At 72.8% G+C, this 15,547-nt stretch carries 12 protein-coding genes and 1 pseudogene; 11 read left to right on the top strand and 2 right to left on the bottom strand.

All coding sequences use genetic code 11. The annotated features are described in order from the left end of the window. Positions 1-682, top strand: a pseudogene (locus CIB93_RS31730) (Tellurium resistance); the annotation flags it as partial. A gap of 55 nt (positions 683-737) precedes the next feature. On the opposite strand, the gene CIB93_RS31725 reads toward CIB93_RS31730, so the two are convergent. Next, positions 738-1,937 (bottom strand): glycosyltransferase, encoded by a 1,200-nt coding sequence (locus CIB93_RS31725; protein WP_096631923.1) that lies wholly within the window; start codon positions 1,935-1,937, stop codon positions 738-740. 58 nt (positions 1,938-1,995) lie between these two features. Here CIB93_RS31725 and CIB93_RS31720 point away from each other — a divergent pair, with 58 nt between their 5' ends. The 4 genes from CIB93_RS31720 to CIB93_RS31705 all read left to right on the top strand — a co-directional run bounded on the left by CIB93_RS31720 (position 1,996) and on the right by CIB93_RS31705 (position 5,669). Continuing rightward, positions 1,996-2,781 carry a glutamate racemase gene (locus CIB93_RS31720; protein WP_096631921.1) on the top strand — a complete coding sequence of 262 codons (786 nt, stop codon included), beginning with the start codon at positions 1,996-1,998 and terminating at the stop codon, positions 2,779-2,781. Positions 2,782-2,851: 70 nt separating this feature from the next. After that, a complete protein-coding gene (locus CIB93_RS31715) occupies positions 2,852-3,415 on the top strand; it encodes a hypothetical protein (RefSeq protein WP_096631926.1) in 564 nt (187 codons plus the stop codon). A 147-nt stretch (positions 3,416-3,562) separates the two neighbouring features. Continuing rightward, positions 3,563-5,155: an apolipoprotein N-acyltransferase gene (gene lnt, locus CIB93_RS31710; RefSeq protein WP_096631919.1), complete on the top strand. Its 1,593-nt coding sequence runs from the start codon at positions 3,563-3,565 to the stop codon at positions 5,153-5,155. A 31-nt stretch (positions 5,156-5,186) separates the two neighbouring features. After that, the gene (locus CIB93_RS31705; protein ID WP_096631918.1) at positions 5,187-5,669 is read left to right on the top strand and encodes an NUDIX domain-containing protein; all 483 of its coding nucleotides are present in this window, start codon (positions 5,187-5,189) and stop codon (positions 5,667-5,669) included. A 4-nt stretch (positions 5,670-5,673) separates the two neighbouring features. On the opposite strand, the gene CIB93_RS31700 is transcribed toward CIB93_RS31705, so the two are convergent. Beyond that, on the bottom strand, positions 5,674-7,746 hold the full coding sequence (locus CIB93_RS31700) for a neutral/alkaline ceramidase (RefSeq protein WP_096631916.1): 2,073 nt from the start codon (positions 7,744-7,746) through the stop codon (positions 5,674-5,676). Between the two features lie 117 nt (positions 7,747-7,863). On the opposite strand from CIB93_RS31700, the gene CIB93_RS38215 reads away from it, so the two are divergent. From CIB93_RS38215 to CIB93_RS31675, 6 genes are all read left to right on the top strand, one after another. Next, positions 7,864-8,031, top strand: coding sequence for a hypothetical protein (locus CIB93_RS38215; protein WP_179500316.1), 168 nt, complete (start codon positions 7,864-7,866; stop codon positions 8,029-8,031). A gap of 78 nt (positions 8,032-8,109) precedes the next feature. Continuing rightward, positions 8,110-10,605 (top strand): DUF4135 domain-containing protein, encoded by a 2,496-nt coding sequence (locus CIB93_RS31695; protein ID WP_179500315.1) that lies wholly within the window; start codon positions 8,110-8,112, stop codon positions 10,603-10,605. Beyond that, complete coding sequence (locus CIB93_RS31690) at positions 10,602-11,891, top strand: hypothetical protein (RefSeq protein WP_096631913.1); 1,290 nt, start codon at positions 10,602-10,604, stop codon at positions 11,889-11,891. The genes CIB93_RS31695 and CIB93_RS31690 overlap by 4 nt, the downstream gene beginning before the upstream one ends. Beyond that, positions 11,888-13,111, top strand: coding sequence for a JmjC domain-containing protein (locus CIB93_RS31685; RefSeq protein ID WP_096631911.1), 1,224 nt, complete (start codon positions 11,888-11,890; stop codon positions 13,109-13,111). Before CIB93_RS31690 ends, CIB93_RS31685 begins: the two co-directional genes overlap by 4 nt. After that, a complete protein-coding gene (locus CIB93_RS31680; RefSeq protein ID WP_096631909.1) occupies positions 13,083-14,450 on the top strand; it encodes a lanthionine synthetase C family protein in 1,368 nt (455 codons plus the stop codon). Before CIB93_RS31685 ends, CIB93_RS31680 begins: the two co-directional genes overlap by 29 nt. Positions 14,451-14,516: 66 nt before the next feature. Beyond that, complete coding sequence (locus CIB93_RS31675; RefSeq protein WP_096631907.1) at positions 14,517-15,470, top strand: 5'-nucleotidase; 954 nt, start codon at positions 14,517-14,519, stop codon at positions 15,468-15,470. Positions 15,471-15,547 lie beyond the last annotated feature (77 nt).

Here is a 15,547-nt window from a genome sequence, read left to right as displayed (position 1 = left end):
GCCAGCTCCCCCGGCCCCTCCCGCCCCGCCCGCCGCCCAGCCCGTACGCCTGACCAAGATCACGCTGACGAAGAGCGCACCGGCCGTCTCCCTCGCCAAGCAGGGCGGCACCTCCGGAGCGCTGCGCGTCAATCTCAACTGGGAAGTACGCAAACAGTTCAAGGGGTGGGGAGCGAAACTCGGCCGGGCCGTCGCGATGCACGCCGATCTCGATCTTGATCTCTGCGCCCTGTACGAACTCACCGACGGACGCAAGGGAGTTGTGCAGGCTCTCGGAAACGCGTTCGGTTCGCTGAACCAGCCGCCCTTTATCCATCTCGACGGTGACGACCGCACCGGTGCGCTGAGCACCGGTGAGAACATGACCATCAACCTCGACCGCAAGGACCTGCTCCGGCGCGTACTGATCTTCGTCACCATCTATGAGGGCGCCCGGAGTTTCGCCGATCTCCACGCCACGGTCACCCTCCAGCCGCAGAACGGCGCGGCGATCGACTTCTCCCTCGACGAATGCACCGTGCCCTCCACCGTCTGCGCCCTGGCGCTGATCACCAACAACGGCGGCGACCTCACCGTCCAGCGCGAGGCCCGCTACCTCGTCCCGGACCGCGGAGTGAGCCCGCAGCGCACCATCGACGCCGCCTACGGCTGGGGCATGAACTGGACGCCCGGCCGCAAGTGACCCGCGAGACCCGCCCCGCCGCCCGGCCGGACCCGGCGCCCGCTGCCCCGTGGCGTCACCGGCCGGGCGCGGCGTCGTGCGTCGTGTCCGGATCGGGCCGGGCGTAGGTACGGCCCTTCCAGGCGGCCCCCCGCCCCCGGTAGTGCTGGACCGCCGAGTCCACCGTCATCAGCAGATACAGCACCGCCGTCAACGGCAACAGAGGCCCCAGCCACACCGACTGGCGGTAGTACGCCAGCATCGGCAGATACGTCGCCGTCATCACCGCCCATGCCGCGCCGCCCGCCCAGGCCGCCGCCCCGTCACCCGTCAGCAACCCGGCCACCAGGGTCGCGGGCGGCGCGACGTACACGAGCAGCAGTCCCGGCACGGTCCCCGCCAGCAGCAGCGGGCTGTGCCGCAACTGCGCGTACGCGCTGCGCGCGACCATCCGCCACAGATCCCGGAGCCGCGGATAGGGCCGCACGCTGTCGACCCGCTCCGCGAGCCCCAGCCAGATCCGGCCGCCGCTGCGCCGTACCTCCCGCGCCAGCGACACGTCGTCGATCACCGACTGCCGGATCGACTCGGGAATCCGCGCCCGCTCGGCCGCCTCGGTGCGCAGCAGCACACATCCGCCCGCCGCGGCCGCCGTCCGCGACCGGGCCCGGTTCACCCGGCGGAAGGGGTAGAGCTGCCCGAAGAAGTAGACGAACGCGGGCACCACAAGCCGCTCCCAGGCGCTCTCCACCCGCAGCCGGGCCATCTGCGACACCAGGTCGAAGCCGTCCGGGCCCCCGGACCCGGCCGCGGCCACCAGATCGCGCAGGCTGTCCGGCTCGTGCGCGATGTCCGCGTCGGTCAGCAGCAGGAAGTCCGGCTTGTGCTGCCGGGCCACCGCGATCCCGTGCCGCAGCGCCCAGAGCTTGCCCGTCCAGCCGGCCTCCGGCTCACCGGGGGACACGACGGTCAGCGGCAGCCCGCCCGGACGCGCGCCCAGGTCCCGGGCCAGCTGCCCGGTGCCGTCGCTGCTGCCGTCGTCGACCAGGGTGATCCACGCGTCGCCCGGATAGTCCTGGACCAGCAGCGAGGGCAGACTCACCGGCAGCATCTCCGCCTCGTCCCGGGCGGGCACCACCACCGCCACCGACGGCCAGCGCACGGGGTCGGTGCGCCGGGGGAGCCGCTGGTCGGTGCGCCAGTAGAAGCCCTGCCCCAGCAGCAGCCACACCCACACGATCAGCGAACCCACGGCGATCCAGGCAACGGCGCTCATCCGCCGCAGTCTGCCCCACCGAGCCGGGTCCGCAAGGGTTGTCGGCTAGGGTGACCGGGTGAAGATCGCGCTCATGGACTCCGGAATCGGCCTGCTGGCGGCAGCGGCCGCCGTTCGCCGACTGCGCCCCGACGCCGAGCTGGTGCTCTCCTGCGACCCCGGCTCGATGCCCTGGGGCCCCCGCACCCCCGAGGAGATCACCGCCCGCGCGCTGGCGGTGGCCCGGGCCGCCGCCGACCAAGGGGCGGACGCCCTGATCATCGCCTGCAACACCGCCTCCGTCCACGCCCTGGCCGCGCTCCGCGCCGAGCTGGAGCCCGCGCTTCCGGTGATCGGCACGGTCCCCGCGATCAAGCCCGCCGCCGCGGGGGGCGGCTCCGTCGCCATCTGGGCCACCCCGGCCACCACCGGCAGCCCCTATCAGCGTCGGCTGATCGCGGAATTCGGCGGCTCCGCCGAGATCACCGGGGTGCCCTGCCCCGGGCTCGCCGACGCGGTGGAGCACGGCGACGAGGCCGGGATCGACCGGGCCGTCGCGGCGGCCGCCGCCCTCACCCCGCCCGACGTGCGGGCCGTCGTCCTCGGCTGCACCCACTACGAGCTGGTCGCGACCCGCATCCGCGACGCCGTGCAACGGCCCGGCCGCCCGCCGCTCGCCCTGCACGCCTCCGCCGGAGCGGTCGCCGCCCAGGCGCTGCGCCGGATCGGAGCGGCCCCCGCCCCGACGGCCGAACCGGCCGGCGCGCTCACCGTTCTTCTCAGCGGCCGCCCCGGCAGCCTGCCGGAAGCCGCCCTGGCCTACGCCGAGGGCCGGAATCTGACGGCCGTCGCACCCGCTCCCTGACCGGGTCCGATCTCCACGAAGGACGCTCGTGCCCCGGCCGACCGCCCGGATCGCGGTTACGCTGCTGAATATGACGGACCACGCCGAGCACGCGAGGCACGGGTCGAGCCAGGTGCCGCCCGCGGAGTGGAACGGCCGGGCCACCAACCGGCTGCAGTGGCTGCTGGCCCTCGTGGGCGCGGCCTGCATGGCACTGGGCATCGAGCTGGCCGTCGGCTCCACCTGGACCTCGGGCTTCGCCCCGCTGCTCATGTCCGTGATCGGCTGCGTCGCCGTCGGTCTGCTGATCCTCTACGGAACGCTCGCCTTCGTCCATGTGGCTGTCAAGGTCGACGGGGACGCCCTGGAGGTCCGCTGCGGCCACGCCGGTCTGCCGCGCCGCAGGATCCTGCTCGACCATGTCGTCGGGGCCGAATTCGTCCCGAGGATCAACCCGCGCGAGTGGGGCGGCTGGGGCTACCGCTGGCGGCCCGAACAGGGCACCGCCGTCGTCGTGCGCAAAGGCGAGGGCATGATCCTGCACCTCGCCGACGGCCGGACCTTCACCGTCACGGTCGACGACGCGCAGACGGCCGTACGCTTCATCCGCGAACGGCTTCACCTGCCTGCCCCGGGCAGGCCCCCTGCCCCCTGACCGGCCCGCACCGCCGATGACCGGTGGCCCCCGGCCCCGGACTGCACCGCCCGCCACGCCCGGCGCCCACGACCCCGCCCTGCCCGGGCAAGGTCAGCGCCGCCGCTCACAGCCGCTCACCGTAGACTCCGGCGGGTGAGCGCCACCATGACTCCTGTCGACGACCTGCCGCCCGCCGCGGCGTCCCCGGCCACCGGACTGCTGCCGCGGCTCCTCCGCCCCGCCGCCGCTGTCCTCTCCGGCGTCCTGCTCTACGCGAGCTTCCCGCCCCGCCCCCTGTGGTGGCTCGTGCTGCCAGGGTTCGCGCTGCTCGGCTGGGTGCTGCACGGGCGCCGGCTGCGGGCCGCCTTCGGGCTCGGGCTGCTGTCCGGGCTCGGGTTCATGCTCCCGCTGCTGCGCTGGACCGGCGAGGACGTCGGGCCGGTGCCGTGGCTGGCCCTCGCCACCGCCGAGGCCCTCTTCATCGCGGTGGGCTGCCTGGGCATCGCCGCCGTGACCCGGCTCGCGTACTGGCCGGTGTGGGCGGCCGCGGTCTGGACCCTGGACGAGGCGGTCCGGGCCCGGATCCCGTTCGGCGGCTTTCCCTGGGGCAAGATCGCCTTCGGGCAGGCCGAGAGCGTGTTCCTGCCGCTCGCCGCGCTGGGCGGCACCCCGCTGCTGTCCTTCGCCGTCGTCCTGTGCGGCTTCGGGCTCTACGAGGCCGTGCGCCGGTTCCGTACGTACCGGAGCACCGGAGAGGTCCCGCGCGCGGCCGTGGCGGGGGCCGCCGCGACCGTCCTCGTCCCGGTCGCCGCCGCGCTCGCCGCGCTGCCCCTGGTCGACGACTCGGCGGAGAACGGAACGGTCACCGTCGCCGCCATCCAGGGCAACGTCCCGCGCCTCGGCCTCGACTTCAACGCCCAGCGCCGCGCCGTCCTCGACAACCACGCCCGGCGTACCGCGCAGCTCGCCGAAGACGTGAAGGCGGGCAAGGAGAAGCAGCCCGACTTCGTCCTGTGGCCCGAGAACTCCTCCGACCTCGACCCCTACCTCAACGCCGACGCCCGCCAGGTCATCGACGACGCGGTGAAGGCGATCGGCGTGCCCACGGTCATCGGCTCGGTGGTCGAGAAGGGCCCCGACAGCCTGCGCAACACCCTGATCGAGTGGAACCCCGGCAAGGGGCCCGTCGACACCTACGACAAGCGGTTCATCCAGCCCTTCGGCGAGTACATGCCGATGCGGACGGTCGCCCGGTTCTTCAGCGAGGACGTCGACCGGGTGCAGCGCGAATTCGTCCCCGGCACCGAGGTCGGTGTCTTCGACCTCGCCGGTACGAAGGTGGGGCTCGTGACCTGTTACGAGGCCGCCTTCGACGACGCCGCCCGCGACACCGTCCTCCACGGCGGCCAGATGATCGCCGTGCCGAGCAACAACGCGACCTTCGGCCGCAGCGAGATGACCTACCAGCAGCTCGCCATGTCCCAGGTCCGGGCCGTCGAACACGGACGGGCCGTCGTCGTCCCCGTCACCAGCGGGGTCAGCGCGGTGATCCGGCCCGACGGCACGATCGCCGACCGGAGCGGGATGTTCACCCCCGACGCCCTGGTCGCCGAGGTCCCGTTGCGCTCCTCGCTCACCCCGGCCACCCGGATGGGCCCTCTCCCCGAGGGCGTCATCGCCCTGCTGGCCCTGGCTGGCCTGGGCTGGGTGAGCGTCTCGGCGGTCCGGGCACGCAGGGTGCCGGGCACCGGGAAGTAGCACCGGTTCCCGGCCACGTAGGCTCGGATCCATGGCTACCCCCGACTTCATCCGTGAGATCCGCGCCACCGCCGGGCACCAACTGCTCCTGCTGCCCGGGGTGACGGCCGTCGTCCTCGACGACGAGGGCCGGGTGCTGCTCGGGCGGCGCGCGGACACGGGCAAGTGGTCGCTCGTCGGCGGCATCGCCGAACCGGGTGAGGAGCCGGCGGCCACGGCGGAGCGCGAGGTGCTGGAGGAGACCGGCGTGCACTGCGTGGCCGAGCGGGTGGTGCTCACCCAGGCGCTGGAGCCCGTGCAGTACGCCAACGGCGACCGCTGTCAGTACCTCGACATCACCTTCCGCTGCCGGGCGACCGGCGGCGAGGCCCGGGTCAACGACGACGAGTCGCTGGAGGTGGGCTGGTTCCCACTGGACGGCCTCCCGTCGCTCGCCGAGTTCTCCCTGTTCCGGATCAAGCAGGCCCTCACCGAAGGACCTGCCTGGTTCCAGCCCACATCGCGCGAGGTCTGACCCTCTACTTCACGGTGAAGCTCCCGGTCGCCCCGGTGAACGGGGTGATCTTCCCGAACAGGTTCTTCGCGTCCCCGTGGTGCACGATCCGGTAGGTGCCCGCAGCGGTGTCCGCGCCGATGTCCCAGGTGATCGTGGCCTTCGAGGTGCCGGTCAGACCATTGAGCCGGGTCCAGCGGTAGGTGGTCTCCCAGGCGCCGTCGTCCAGCACCCGCACCCAGGCGCCGTTCTCCAGCCGCTGGACCTCCAGGAACGTGGAGCCCCGGCGGACGTTGTTCTTCGGGTGGCCGGTGGCGAACTCGGCAGTCGCCTTCTCCCCGCGTGCGTACGAGGCCTCCGGCGCTTTCAGGACGCCGCCGAACGCCCTCCCCGCCGGCGGGTTGTCGTACACCACCCCGGTCTGGAGGCTGAACTGCCTTCCCGACTCGTCCGGCGGTGTCGGCCCCGCGTCGAGCACGGTGCCCTCGCGCAGGGACTCCGCGATCCGGTCGTACTCCTGCTGGTAGGCGGGCAGCGTGTAGCGGCCGTACAGGGTGGAGCCGCCCTCGTAGTTCTGGGCGTCGTACTCCTCGGGCGTCGTCACGTACTGGCTGTAGGCGTTGGCGTACCCCTGGAGCAGGACGCGGTCGAGCGGGACGCCGAGCTGCCGGGCCACCGTGCGGCGGACCCGGAGGCCCGAGGTGATCGTGAACTCACCGGGGGCGGCGACCAGGTGCAGCTCGCCGATCTTCATGATCTGGAGGGGGAGGATCTTCGGTGTGACCGGGTGGACCTTGCTCAGCAGGCCCGTGGGGACGAGGCTCGCCTTCGGGTACTGGCAGGTCGCGAGCCAGGACGGGGTGTCGATGCGCAGCGCGTCGAGGATTCCGGCGACCGGGGTGCGCATGCCCTCCTCGAAGCTCGGGATCGCCGGGCCGTCCTCGACACTGCCCGCGAGGGTGGACGCGCCGACGACGGCGGGACACGTGCGGTGCTCCTGCCCGTCCGGGGTGTACTCCCCGCGTACGGTCACGTGCTCCATGTCGACGTAGGCCAGCCGGGAGTCGACGCCGCCGGCGACGGGCCGCGCGTCGTCGTAGATCTCGCGGGCCTTGTCGAGCTGGCGCTCTCCGATGACGCGGGTGTTCTCGAACTCGTCCTCGGTGGGGCCGGAGCCCGGCTTCAGGTTGAGGTTCGGCGACATGTCCCCGGCGTTGGTGTTCGGGAAGGCCGCGACAAAGCCCGGGGTGTCGTCGAGATGGCGCACACCTTCGTGGCCGTGCTCCCAGACGTAGGCGGCATAGCCCTTGTTGTCGGGGCTGATCAGGGTGTTCCTGTTGGTGATCGAGGTGTTGTGGGTGGCGAACCAGCTGATCGCGCCCGCGTCCTGGTCGCCCTGCCGGAAGCGCAGCACGGTCATCGCGGGGTCGATCGCGTCGGGGAAGGCCGCCCGGTCGGCCGCCGGGTTGCGGTCGAAGGCGTCCCGGGAGCGGTTGACGCTGGCGTTGGTGAGCGTTCCGGTGCCCAGGCTGACCGTGCCGGGCTTCAGGTCGTCGTGGGCCTTGGCGACGGAGTCCGCGATGCCGTCGACGATGGCCCGGTAGGTGCCGTTCTGGAAGCCGAGGACGGAGAGGTTGTACGCCACGTGGTGGGAGTAGCCGCCGGGGCCCGAGTGGGTGTGGGTGGCCGACAGCAGGACGTTCTCCTCGTCGTACAGGCTGCCGTAGCGCTCCTGGAGCCGGGCGAGGACCCCCTGCCGTACGGACTGGAAGATCATCGCGAGGTCGGCGTTGACATACACCACGCGTTTGCCGCTCGCCCGGTCGACGACGACGAACGCCCGCGACCGCTGCCGCTGGTGGATGCCGGAGGTCTTCTGGTCGAAGCTGGAGTAGCCCATCATCCCGGTCTCGGCGGCCTCGCCCGTGACATCGGCGATGCCGCGCCCGACGAGGTAACTCCCCCCGGACGCGGGGGAGTCGGCGGAATCCCTGGCGGCTGCGGGGGCCGGGGCGCCGAGGGCGGCCGCCCCCAGCGCCGCGGCGAGCAGGGCGACGGGAAGCCTGCGCCGCGGGCGGCGCGCGGTGGGGGGCGGCATGGGACCTCCTGGGGTGGAGACAGGGCGGGAAGGCATCCGGATCACTATGTTGACATGTGCATGTTGTCCGGTTCTACTGAGTGGCGGTCAATTACTCGGCACAGAAGGAGGGTATTCATGCAGACTCTCGAAGAAAAGGTCCAGGTCGCATCCGACCAGAACGCCGACGACGTATTCGATCTGGTGATCGGCGATCTGGAACAGGAAATTCCGCCGCTTGCCTCGCCGACGAATTCCGGCAGCGGAACCGCCTGCGGTTCGTGCGCGAGCATTTACTGCTGTTGATGCGTACCGGGTGGCGCCGCTGACACCGGCGCCACCCGGGTGCGTGTGCGTCCCGTAGCGAGGAGTCGGAGGGCAGCTTTGCCGGAAGCATCAGCGGACACCGAACCGCTCTGGGAGACGGGCGACCCCGGAAGTCTCTCCGAAGAGGGCGGTTGGGCGGACCTTTCACCGGTCGCGCAGCGGGTACTCGCCGCTGTCGGCAAGGGCACGGCGGGCGGGCTCTTCCCGCCGGTGGTCGCCGGGGGCCCGGAGGGGACCGTCAGGACCGGGCGGCTGCTCGGCGGCGAGAAGGATGCGCGGATGCTCGTCCACGCGCTCCGCGACCGCCGGTTCGCACCGCTGCTGGCGCTGCTGGACCGGCTCGATAACTGGTGCGAGGCGGCCGGACGACGGTATTCCGCGGCAATTTCCCCCGGAACGCTGGATATTACCAACGCCGATATCTTCGGCCCCGTGGTGTCCGAGGCGTTCGTTGCCTGCGCGACCGGACGAACGCACTATGCCCGGGACCGGGTGGCGGAGTGGGCGGCACGCTGCGAGGATTTTCTGACGCTCTTTCTCGAACGGCTGCTCAAGGACTTGACCACCTGCTGGCCCGGGAACCCGGCATTCCGGGGACCGGTCGTCGGCCTGTGGATCCACGGCGAGGAAACCCACAACGGCCGCCAGCGCGTGCTGCGGCTCGACTGCGCGGGCGGCGGCCGCATCGCGTACAAACCGCGACCCGCCTCCGGTGAGCTGCTGTTCACCGCGCACGGCGGGGACGGCCCGCCCTCGTCGGTCTTCGACCTCCTCAACCACGCGCCCGCGGCCTCCGGCGCGATCCGGCTGCCCGTGCTCTCCTGCTGGCGCGGGTCCGCCCCCGGCTACCTCTGGCAGGAATGGATCGAGCCGCCCGGCCAGTGGGGGCCGATCCGTACCTCGGGACCGTGGCAGCTCACCGGCACCCGGCTCACCCCGCCGGAGGCGCGACGCTTCTGGCACCGGACGGGCTCCCTGACCGCCGCGATGTTCGCCTTCGGGATCACCGACATGATCGGCGGCAACGTGGTGACCGGCAGCCGGCCCGGCGACCCCGAGCCGCTGCTGTACCCGATCGACCTGGAGATCTACTTCAGCCACGTCCCCCGGCTGTACGACACGGGCCTGCTGCACGACCCCACCGCCGAGGTCGACCAGCACCACGTCGGCCTGGAGCGCACCGCCCGCTGGTGCAGCGCCGAGGGCCCGCCCGTCTGCTGGACCGAGGAAGCGACCGGGGCCCTGCGCCTGCACCGACGCCGCCGCCCCTACGCCCGTGACGAGACCAGGAACGTCGTCGCCGACACCGAGGGCCGGACCGGATACGGACCCCACCTGACCGCCATGCTGCGCGGCATGTTCGACGCCTGGACCCTGATGTGCCGACAGCGGACGGCGATCCGGGACTTCCTGGCGACCGCCACCCCGGGTCACTACGTCCGTGTGCTGCGGCAGCCCACGTTCCGGTACTTCGACGCCCTGGTGCCCCGCTGGCTGTCCGGCGGCGGTGCCGCACCCCGACCCGCCGACCCCGACGTCCACTTCGACCGGGCGGAGATCGACCAGCTCCGGCGCATGGATGTGCCCTACTTCGTCCGCTCGCTGGAGGGCGGCCCGGTGCTCCGGGTCGAACCGCCGCCGCAGACCGACGGGCTTGCCCCGGTCGCGGCCCGCCCGGCCCCCGAGGGCGGCTGGCCGCCCCTGCGGGAACTGCTCGACGGCGCGAACCTCACCCTCGCCGGGCTCGGCGTGGCACTCCGGGACGCGGCGGAGCACGTCTTCGACGATGTGCCGGAGCTGGACGTCACGGACCCGGAGTCGGGCGTACGGCTGCACCTCCAGAGCCCCGCCGAGGGCCAGGTCGCCTTCGACTGGCCGGAGGCGGGCCGAAGGATCACCTACCTCTGGGACCGGGAGAAGGTACGGCTGCGCATCGACCCGGTCGACGCGCCGCAGGCCCCGGTCGAGCCCGCGCCCGCCGGGGAGATCCGGCGCAGGCTCCTGCGGCTGGACCGCCTCGACGGGGCTGTCCGGGTGCCCTGGGCGGACGGCGGCATGACCGACACCGCGGCCGAGGAACGGCTGCGGACCCTGACCGACGCCGGAATCGCCTGGCTGGCCACCGTCGTGGCCGACCACGGATGGCCCGGGCGCGCCCTGGTCGGCCATGATGCGGCCGTCGCGGCGAGCCGCCTCGTACAACACGCCCGGGAGCACCTGGAGTTCCGCAAGCACTGCCTGGAGCTGATGCGGCGGGCGGCGGAGGGCGGCGATCTGCCCTGGCGGGAAGTCGCCTATCTGACGGATGAGTTGCGCCTCGCCGAAGGGCTCCCGCAGGTGTACGGAACGCGGTTCGAGCCGGTCGGCGGCGAACTGGTCCCGTGGCCGGTCGAGGACCCGGAAGGCGTGGACCGCCGCCGGGCCGCCCTCGGAATGGAGCCGCTGGCCGAGCACACGGACCGGATACGGCGGCGGTTCCCCCTGGGGGGTGTCGCGCCGGACAAGGCCGGGTCCGCGACGAGACACCCCCTGACCGGAACGGGAGCGTCATGAGCACGCAGATCCACGAGGCGCGACGAGCGCCCGGCGCCATCGACTGGGAGCTGTTCGGGCAGCGGCACTGGGACCGGAGCCCCGCCCGGCTGCCCGCCGAGCCCCCCGTCGCCCTCGACCGGATCCACGCCCTGACCGTCGAGTCGTGCGCCCCGTTCCGCGCCGGAACCCGCTTCTGGGTGATGCCCGACGTCCGGTTCCTGGTCGGCGACGGCCGACTGCGCGCCCCCGGCGCCCTGTTGCCCGACACCGGCGATCCGACCCTGGACGCCTACCTGGACCGGCTGGACGCCGATGTGTCCGGACAGGGCTACCTGCTGACGGTGAGTCAGCCGCTGCTCCTGGACCACGCGCTGTGGTCAGCGGTGCGGGACGCGATCAGCGGGCTGTGGCGGCAGGTCGGCTGGCCCAACCTCCCTCTGGCCGCCGAGGTGCTGATCGGTGACCGGTTCACCCAGCACACCGGCGCGGCCGAGCGGCCGACCCACGCGGCGCTGACATGGGTGCTGCGCGGGCGGATGGACGTACGGCTGTGGGACGAGCGCGGCGGCCCCCCTCCCGAGGCGATCGCGGACCCGGACCGGCCGGTGGAGGGCGTGCGCACGCTGAGCGCCGGCGCGGGGGAGCTGCTGTACTGGCCGGGCGACCAGCGGCATGTGGACACCTACGGCGACCGGTGCGTGGCGCTGCGCCTGCGCGTCCCCGTCGACCGGGGGCTGCCCTTCACCGCACTGCGGGACCTCCTCGCCGACCTGGTGCACCGGGGTCAGGGCAATGACGAGACCGTGCCGTACTTCCCGTTCGGCGCCGGGACCCGGATCGACGACGAGGACGGGGTGCTGCCCCGCCTGACCGCGCTCGGCGACGAACTGCGCACGGCCGTGACCGGCGAGCAGCTGCACAGGACGCTGCGGGTCCGCTGGGCGGCGCTGCGATCGGCGGCCGGTCTCGAACCGATCCCGGTGCCCCGCGAGGGCGTCGGGATCACCCGCCGGACCCGCTTCCGACGCACGAGCGAGGTCGTCCGGATGCCCGACGGGCCCCGCCAGGAGGTCTGGGCGGTCAACGGAAACGTCTTCACCCTGCCGGCAGCCGCGAGCGACCGTGCGTACGCCGCGCTCGGCGACGGCGAGGAGACCGGCGCCGACGAGGTGTGCCGCGCCCTCGGCGCGGGTGACGAGGACAGGACCGAAAGGACGGTGCTCGCGCTGCTCGACAAGCTCTACCGGCTGCGCGGCATCGACGTGGTCGAGGAGGCCGATGTGGTCGAGGAGCCCGGGCGATGACGCTGACCATCGAGAAGTCCTTCGACTGGGACACCTTCGTCGACCGGTTCTGGGACCGGGAACCCGTGCTGTACAAAGGCGTCGACGGGGCGTTCGAGGGGGCGCCCTACGACGAGGCGGAGGTGTTCGGGGCCGCCGTGCGCGGCAGCCGCCCGCCCCATCCGCTCGCCGTCCCGGGCAACGTCCAGTTCGTCGTGCGACGGCGGCAGCAGACCCGGCCGTACGACTATCCGCCCGAGCTTTCCGACGGCTCGCTCGACGGCTACGAGCAGCGCATGGCCGCCCGGCTGGACGGGCAGCGCTACGCCCTCGTCGTCCACCGCTTCCATGCCTTCTCCCACCCGCTGTGGGCCCGCGCCCAGCGGTTCTACGGCGGACTGTGGGAGCGGGTCGGCCAGCCCACGCACAGCGCGGGCTCCACGCTGTTCCACGGCTCCTACGAGCACAGCCCCGTCGGCGTGCACCAGGACCGCTTCGCGACCTTCATGTACTGCGTACGCGGCACCAAGCGCATGCGGTTCTGGGCCGAACGGCCGTGGTCGGACCCGGTGCACACGGTGCTCGACTACCAGCCGTACCTGGCCTCCTCGTTCGTCGCCGAGGTCGAGCCGGGGGACCTGCTGTACTGGCCCTCGCGCTACTACCACGTCGGGGAGAGCGCCGGTGACGCCCCGGCGACCAGCGTCAACGTGGGCATCCCGCGCCGCGAACACCGGCCGTACTACGAGATCAAGGACCTGTTCCGGGGCACCGGTCCGGTGGCCTCCGCCCCGCTGTTCACCCCGGACGCCGGTGCGGACGGGCGGCTCGCCGGTGAGCTGCCCCCGGCCCTCGCCGATGCCGTGGAGACCTTCGCCCGGCACCTGGAGGAGGACCGGTTCGCCGAGCGGGCGACCGCGCTGGCCCTGCGGGTGAGGACGGCGGGCGGTTTCTGGCCGACCGAGCCGCCCGCCGAGGAGCGGGTGCTCGACGACGACACCCCGGTACGGGCGTGCGCCCCGCTGCTGGCCGCGCCCGGCGACGGCACCCGCGCCTGCGCCGCGAACGGCCACGCCGTCTCCGGCCCGATCACCGCCGAGGCGCTCGCGGTGCTGCGCCGCCTGGACGCCGGTGAAGCGGTGAGCGTCGGTGAACTGCCCGTGTCCCGGCGGGCGGAAGTCCGCCGCCTCCTCCAGGAACTGGAGAGCTTCCGTGCCGTCACGCGCACCGACACCGACTGACCGGACAGCGGCCCCCGCTCACCGGACCGCCGCCGCCCGGGTCGTCGCCGAGATCGCGGACCGGCTCGCCGAGCCGGAGCGGGTGGCCCGGATCGCGGGCGTACCGGACAACGTCATGCGCTATCCGGGCGCCCCGCAACCGGTCTGGGACCCGCTGCTGCTCAACGACGGCCACCCCGGAGTCGCCCTGCTGTTCGCGGAGTTGGCCGCGGGCGAGCCGGAGCTGCGGGGCCGGGCGCACGCACACCTCTCGGCGGCCCTCGCCGCCGGCATCCGGCTCCGGCCGCAGTCCCTGTTCGGAGGGATGGTGGCGCTCGCGTACGCCGGACACACCGCCGCCGTCGGATCCGGCGGTTACGCGACGATGCTGGCCGGTCTTGACCGGCACATCACCGAACAGGCCCGGGAACGCGCCCACGCAGACCTGGAACGGACGCGCGCCGGAGAGCCGGTCGGCGCGTGGAGCCGTTACGACGTACTGGGCGGCACCGCCGGGATCGGCCGCTATCTGCTGGCCCGGCACGAGGCGGCGGACGGGCAGGCGGCGCGGGAGACGGCCGGGGCCGCGCTGACCGAGGTGCTCACCTCCCTCGTGGCGGCGGCCACGGCCGACGACATCACGCGCCACGGCGCCCGGCTGTCCGCGTGGTGGGTCACCGACGGGCTGGAGCACGGGCTCGTCGAACACGTCAACTTCGGTCTCGCACACGGGGTCACCGGTCCCCTCGCGCTCCTGTCCACCGCCTGGCGGGCGGGGTTCCGGGTGGACCGTCAGGACGAGGCCATCGAACGGATCATGGCCTTGCTGTCGAGCCGCCGGATGGCCGACGCCCACGGACCCCGCTGGCCGCACCTGGTCAATCTCGCCCACATCGAGAGCGGCGAGGGGCCGGAACGCGGGCGGGACTCCTGGTGCTACGGCGCCGCGGGCGCGGCCCGTGCCGTGCACCTCGCCGGGCTGGCGCTGGACCGGGCGGACTGGCGCGCCGACGCACACGCCGCCCTGCGGGGCGCGCTGGACGCGGCGAGCGACGAGCTGATCCGGGACTCCGCGCTGTGCCACGGCTGGGCGGGACTGCTCCAGATCGTGCTGCGCATGGCCCACGACAGCGCCGGCGAGGACTACCGGGCGGACGCCGACCGGCTGGCGGCCCGGGTGGTCGACGCATTCGACCCCGGGGCGCCGTTCGGCTTCCGTTACGCCCACGTCCTGGCCGCCCGCGAACTGGACCGGCCCGGCTTTCTGGAGGGAGCCGCGGGGATCGCCCTCGCCCTGCACACCTACGCCACCGGGAACGCACCGGCCACGCCGTGGGACGGAGCGCTGCTGCTGAGCTGAGAGCGGGCATGCGCCGGTGCGATAGTCGGGGGGCGAACGAATCAGCGGCCCACCGGAGGAATCACCGTGCACTACGACCTTGCCGAACGGCTGGTCATCGGGATCGCGTCCAGCGCTCTCTTCGACCTCACGGAGTCGGACGCCGTCTTCCGGGAACAGGGCGAGGAGAGCTACCGCGCCTACCAGGAGCAGCACGTGGGCGATCCGCTCCGCCCGGGGACGGCGTTCCCGTTCATCCGGCGTCTGCTGTCGCTGAACGACCTGGGCGCGGCGGACGACCCCCTGGTCGAGGTGATCGTCCTGTCCCGGAACGACCCCGACACCGGGCTGCGGGTCATGCGGTCCATAGCGGCCCACGGCCTGCCCATCAGCCGCGCCATCTTCATGCAGGGCCGCTCCCCGCACCGCTTCATGCCCGCGCTCAACATGTCCCTGTTCCTGTCGGCGAACGAGCAGGACGTCCGCGAGGCCGTCACCGCCGGGCGGCCCGCCGGGCATGTGCTGGGTTCTCCGTACGAGGACGACGCGGAAGACCACGACCTGCGGATCTCCTTCGACTTCGACGGGGTCCTGGCGACGGACGCCTCGGAGCAGGTGTTCCAGGAGGGCGGCATCGAGAAGTTCCGTGCCCACGAGGTCGCCAACGCGGCGGTCCCGCACGACGCGGGCCCGCTGAGGGACTTCCTGGCCAATGTGAACCGCATCCAGCAGCGGGAGGAGAGGGAGCGCCGGAAGAACCCCGACTACCGCATCCGCCTGCACGTCTCCATCGTCACCGCCCGCAACGCGCCCGCGCACGAACGTGCGGTGCAGAGCCTCAAGGGATGGGGCGTCACCGTCAATGACGCCTTCTTCCTCGGCGGCATCGACAAGGGCGAGATCATGAAGGTCCTGAAGCCGCACATCTTCTTCGACGACCAGCAGGGCCACCTGGAGAGCACCTCACGGACCACCCCGAGCGTGCACGTGCCGTTCGGCAAGCTCAACGAGCGGGCGGCGCCGACGGGCGCGGACGCCTGATCCCGTTCGACGGCGCGCCGACGTCGTCGATCCGCCCGCCGCGCTCGCGGCCCACGGCGAACTGACGGCCCATCACT

Origin of the sequence: Streptomyces sp. WZ.A104, assembly GCF_002382885.1 — a bacterium.
GTDB lineage: Bacteria > Actinomycetota > Actinomycetes > Streptomycetales > Streptomycetaceae > Streptomyces.
The sequence above is the reverse complement of the archived record's forward strand: the minus strand, read 5'-3'. Positions and strand labels throughout refer to the sequence as shown.

Coding starts and splice junctions, on each gene's coding strand:
- CIB93_RS38215 (WP_179500316.1), top strand. CDS start 7,864: ATGCAGACTCTCGAAGAAAAGGTCCAGGTCGCATCCGACCAGAACGCC.
- CIB93_RS31725 (WP_096631923.1), bottom strand. CDS start 1,937: ATGAGCGCCGTTGCCTGGATCGCCGTGGGTTCGCTGATCGTGTGGGTG.
- CIB93_RS31705 (WP_096631918.1), top strand. CDS start 5,187: ATGGCTACCCCCGACTTCATCCGTGAGATCCGCGCCACCGCCGGGCAC.
- CIB93_RS31685 (WP_096631911.1), top strand. CDS start 11,888: ATGACGCTGACCATCGAGAAGTCCTTCGACTGGGACACCTTCGTCGAC.
- CIB93_RS31715 (WP_096631926.1), top strand. CDS start 2,852: ATGACGGACCACGCCGAGCACGCGAGGCACGGGTCGAGCCAGGTGCCG.
- lnt (WP_096631919.1), top strand. CDS start 3,563: ATGACTCCTGTCGACGACCTGCCGCCCGCCGCGGCGTCCCCGGCCACC.
- CIB93_RS31700 (WP_096631916.1), bottom strand. CDS start 7,746: ATGCCGCCCCCCACCGCGCGCCGCCCGCGGCGCAGGCTTCCCGTCGCC.
- CIB93_RS31690 (WP_096631913.1), top strand. CDS start 10,602: ATGAGCACGCAGATCCACGAGGCGCGACGAGCGCCCGGCGCCATCGAC.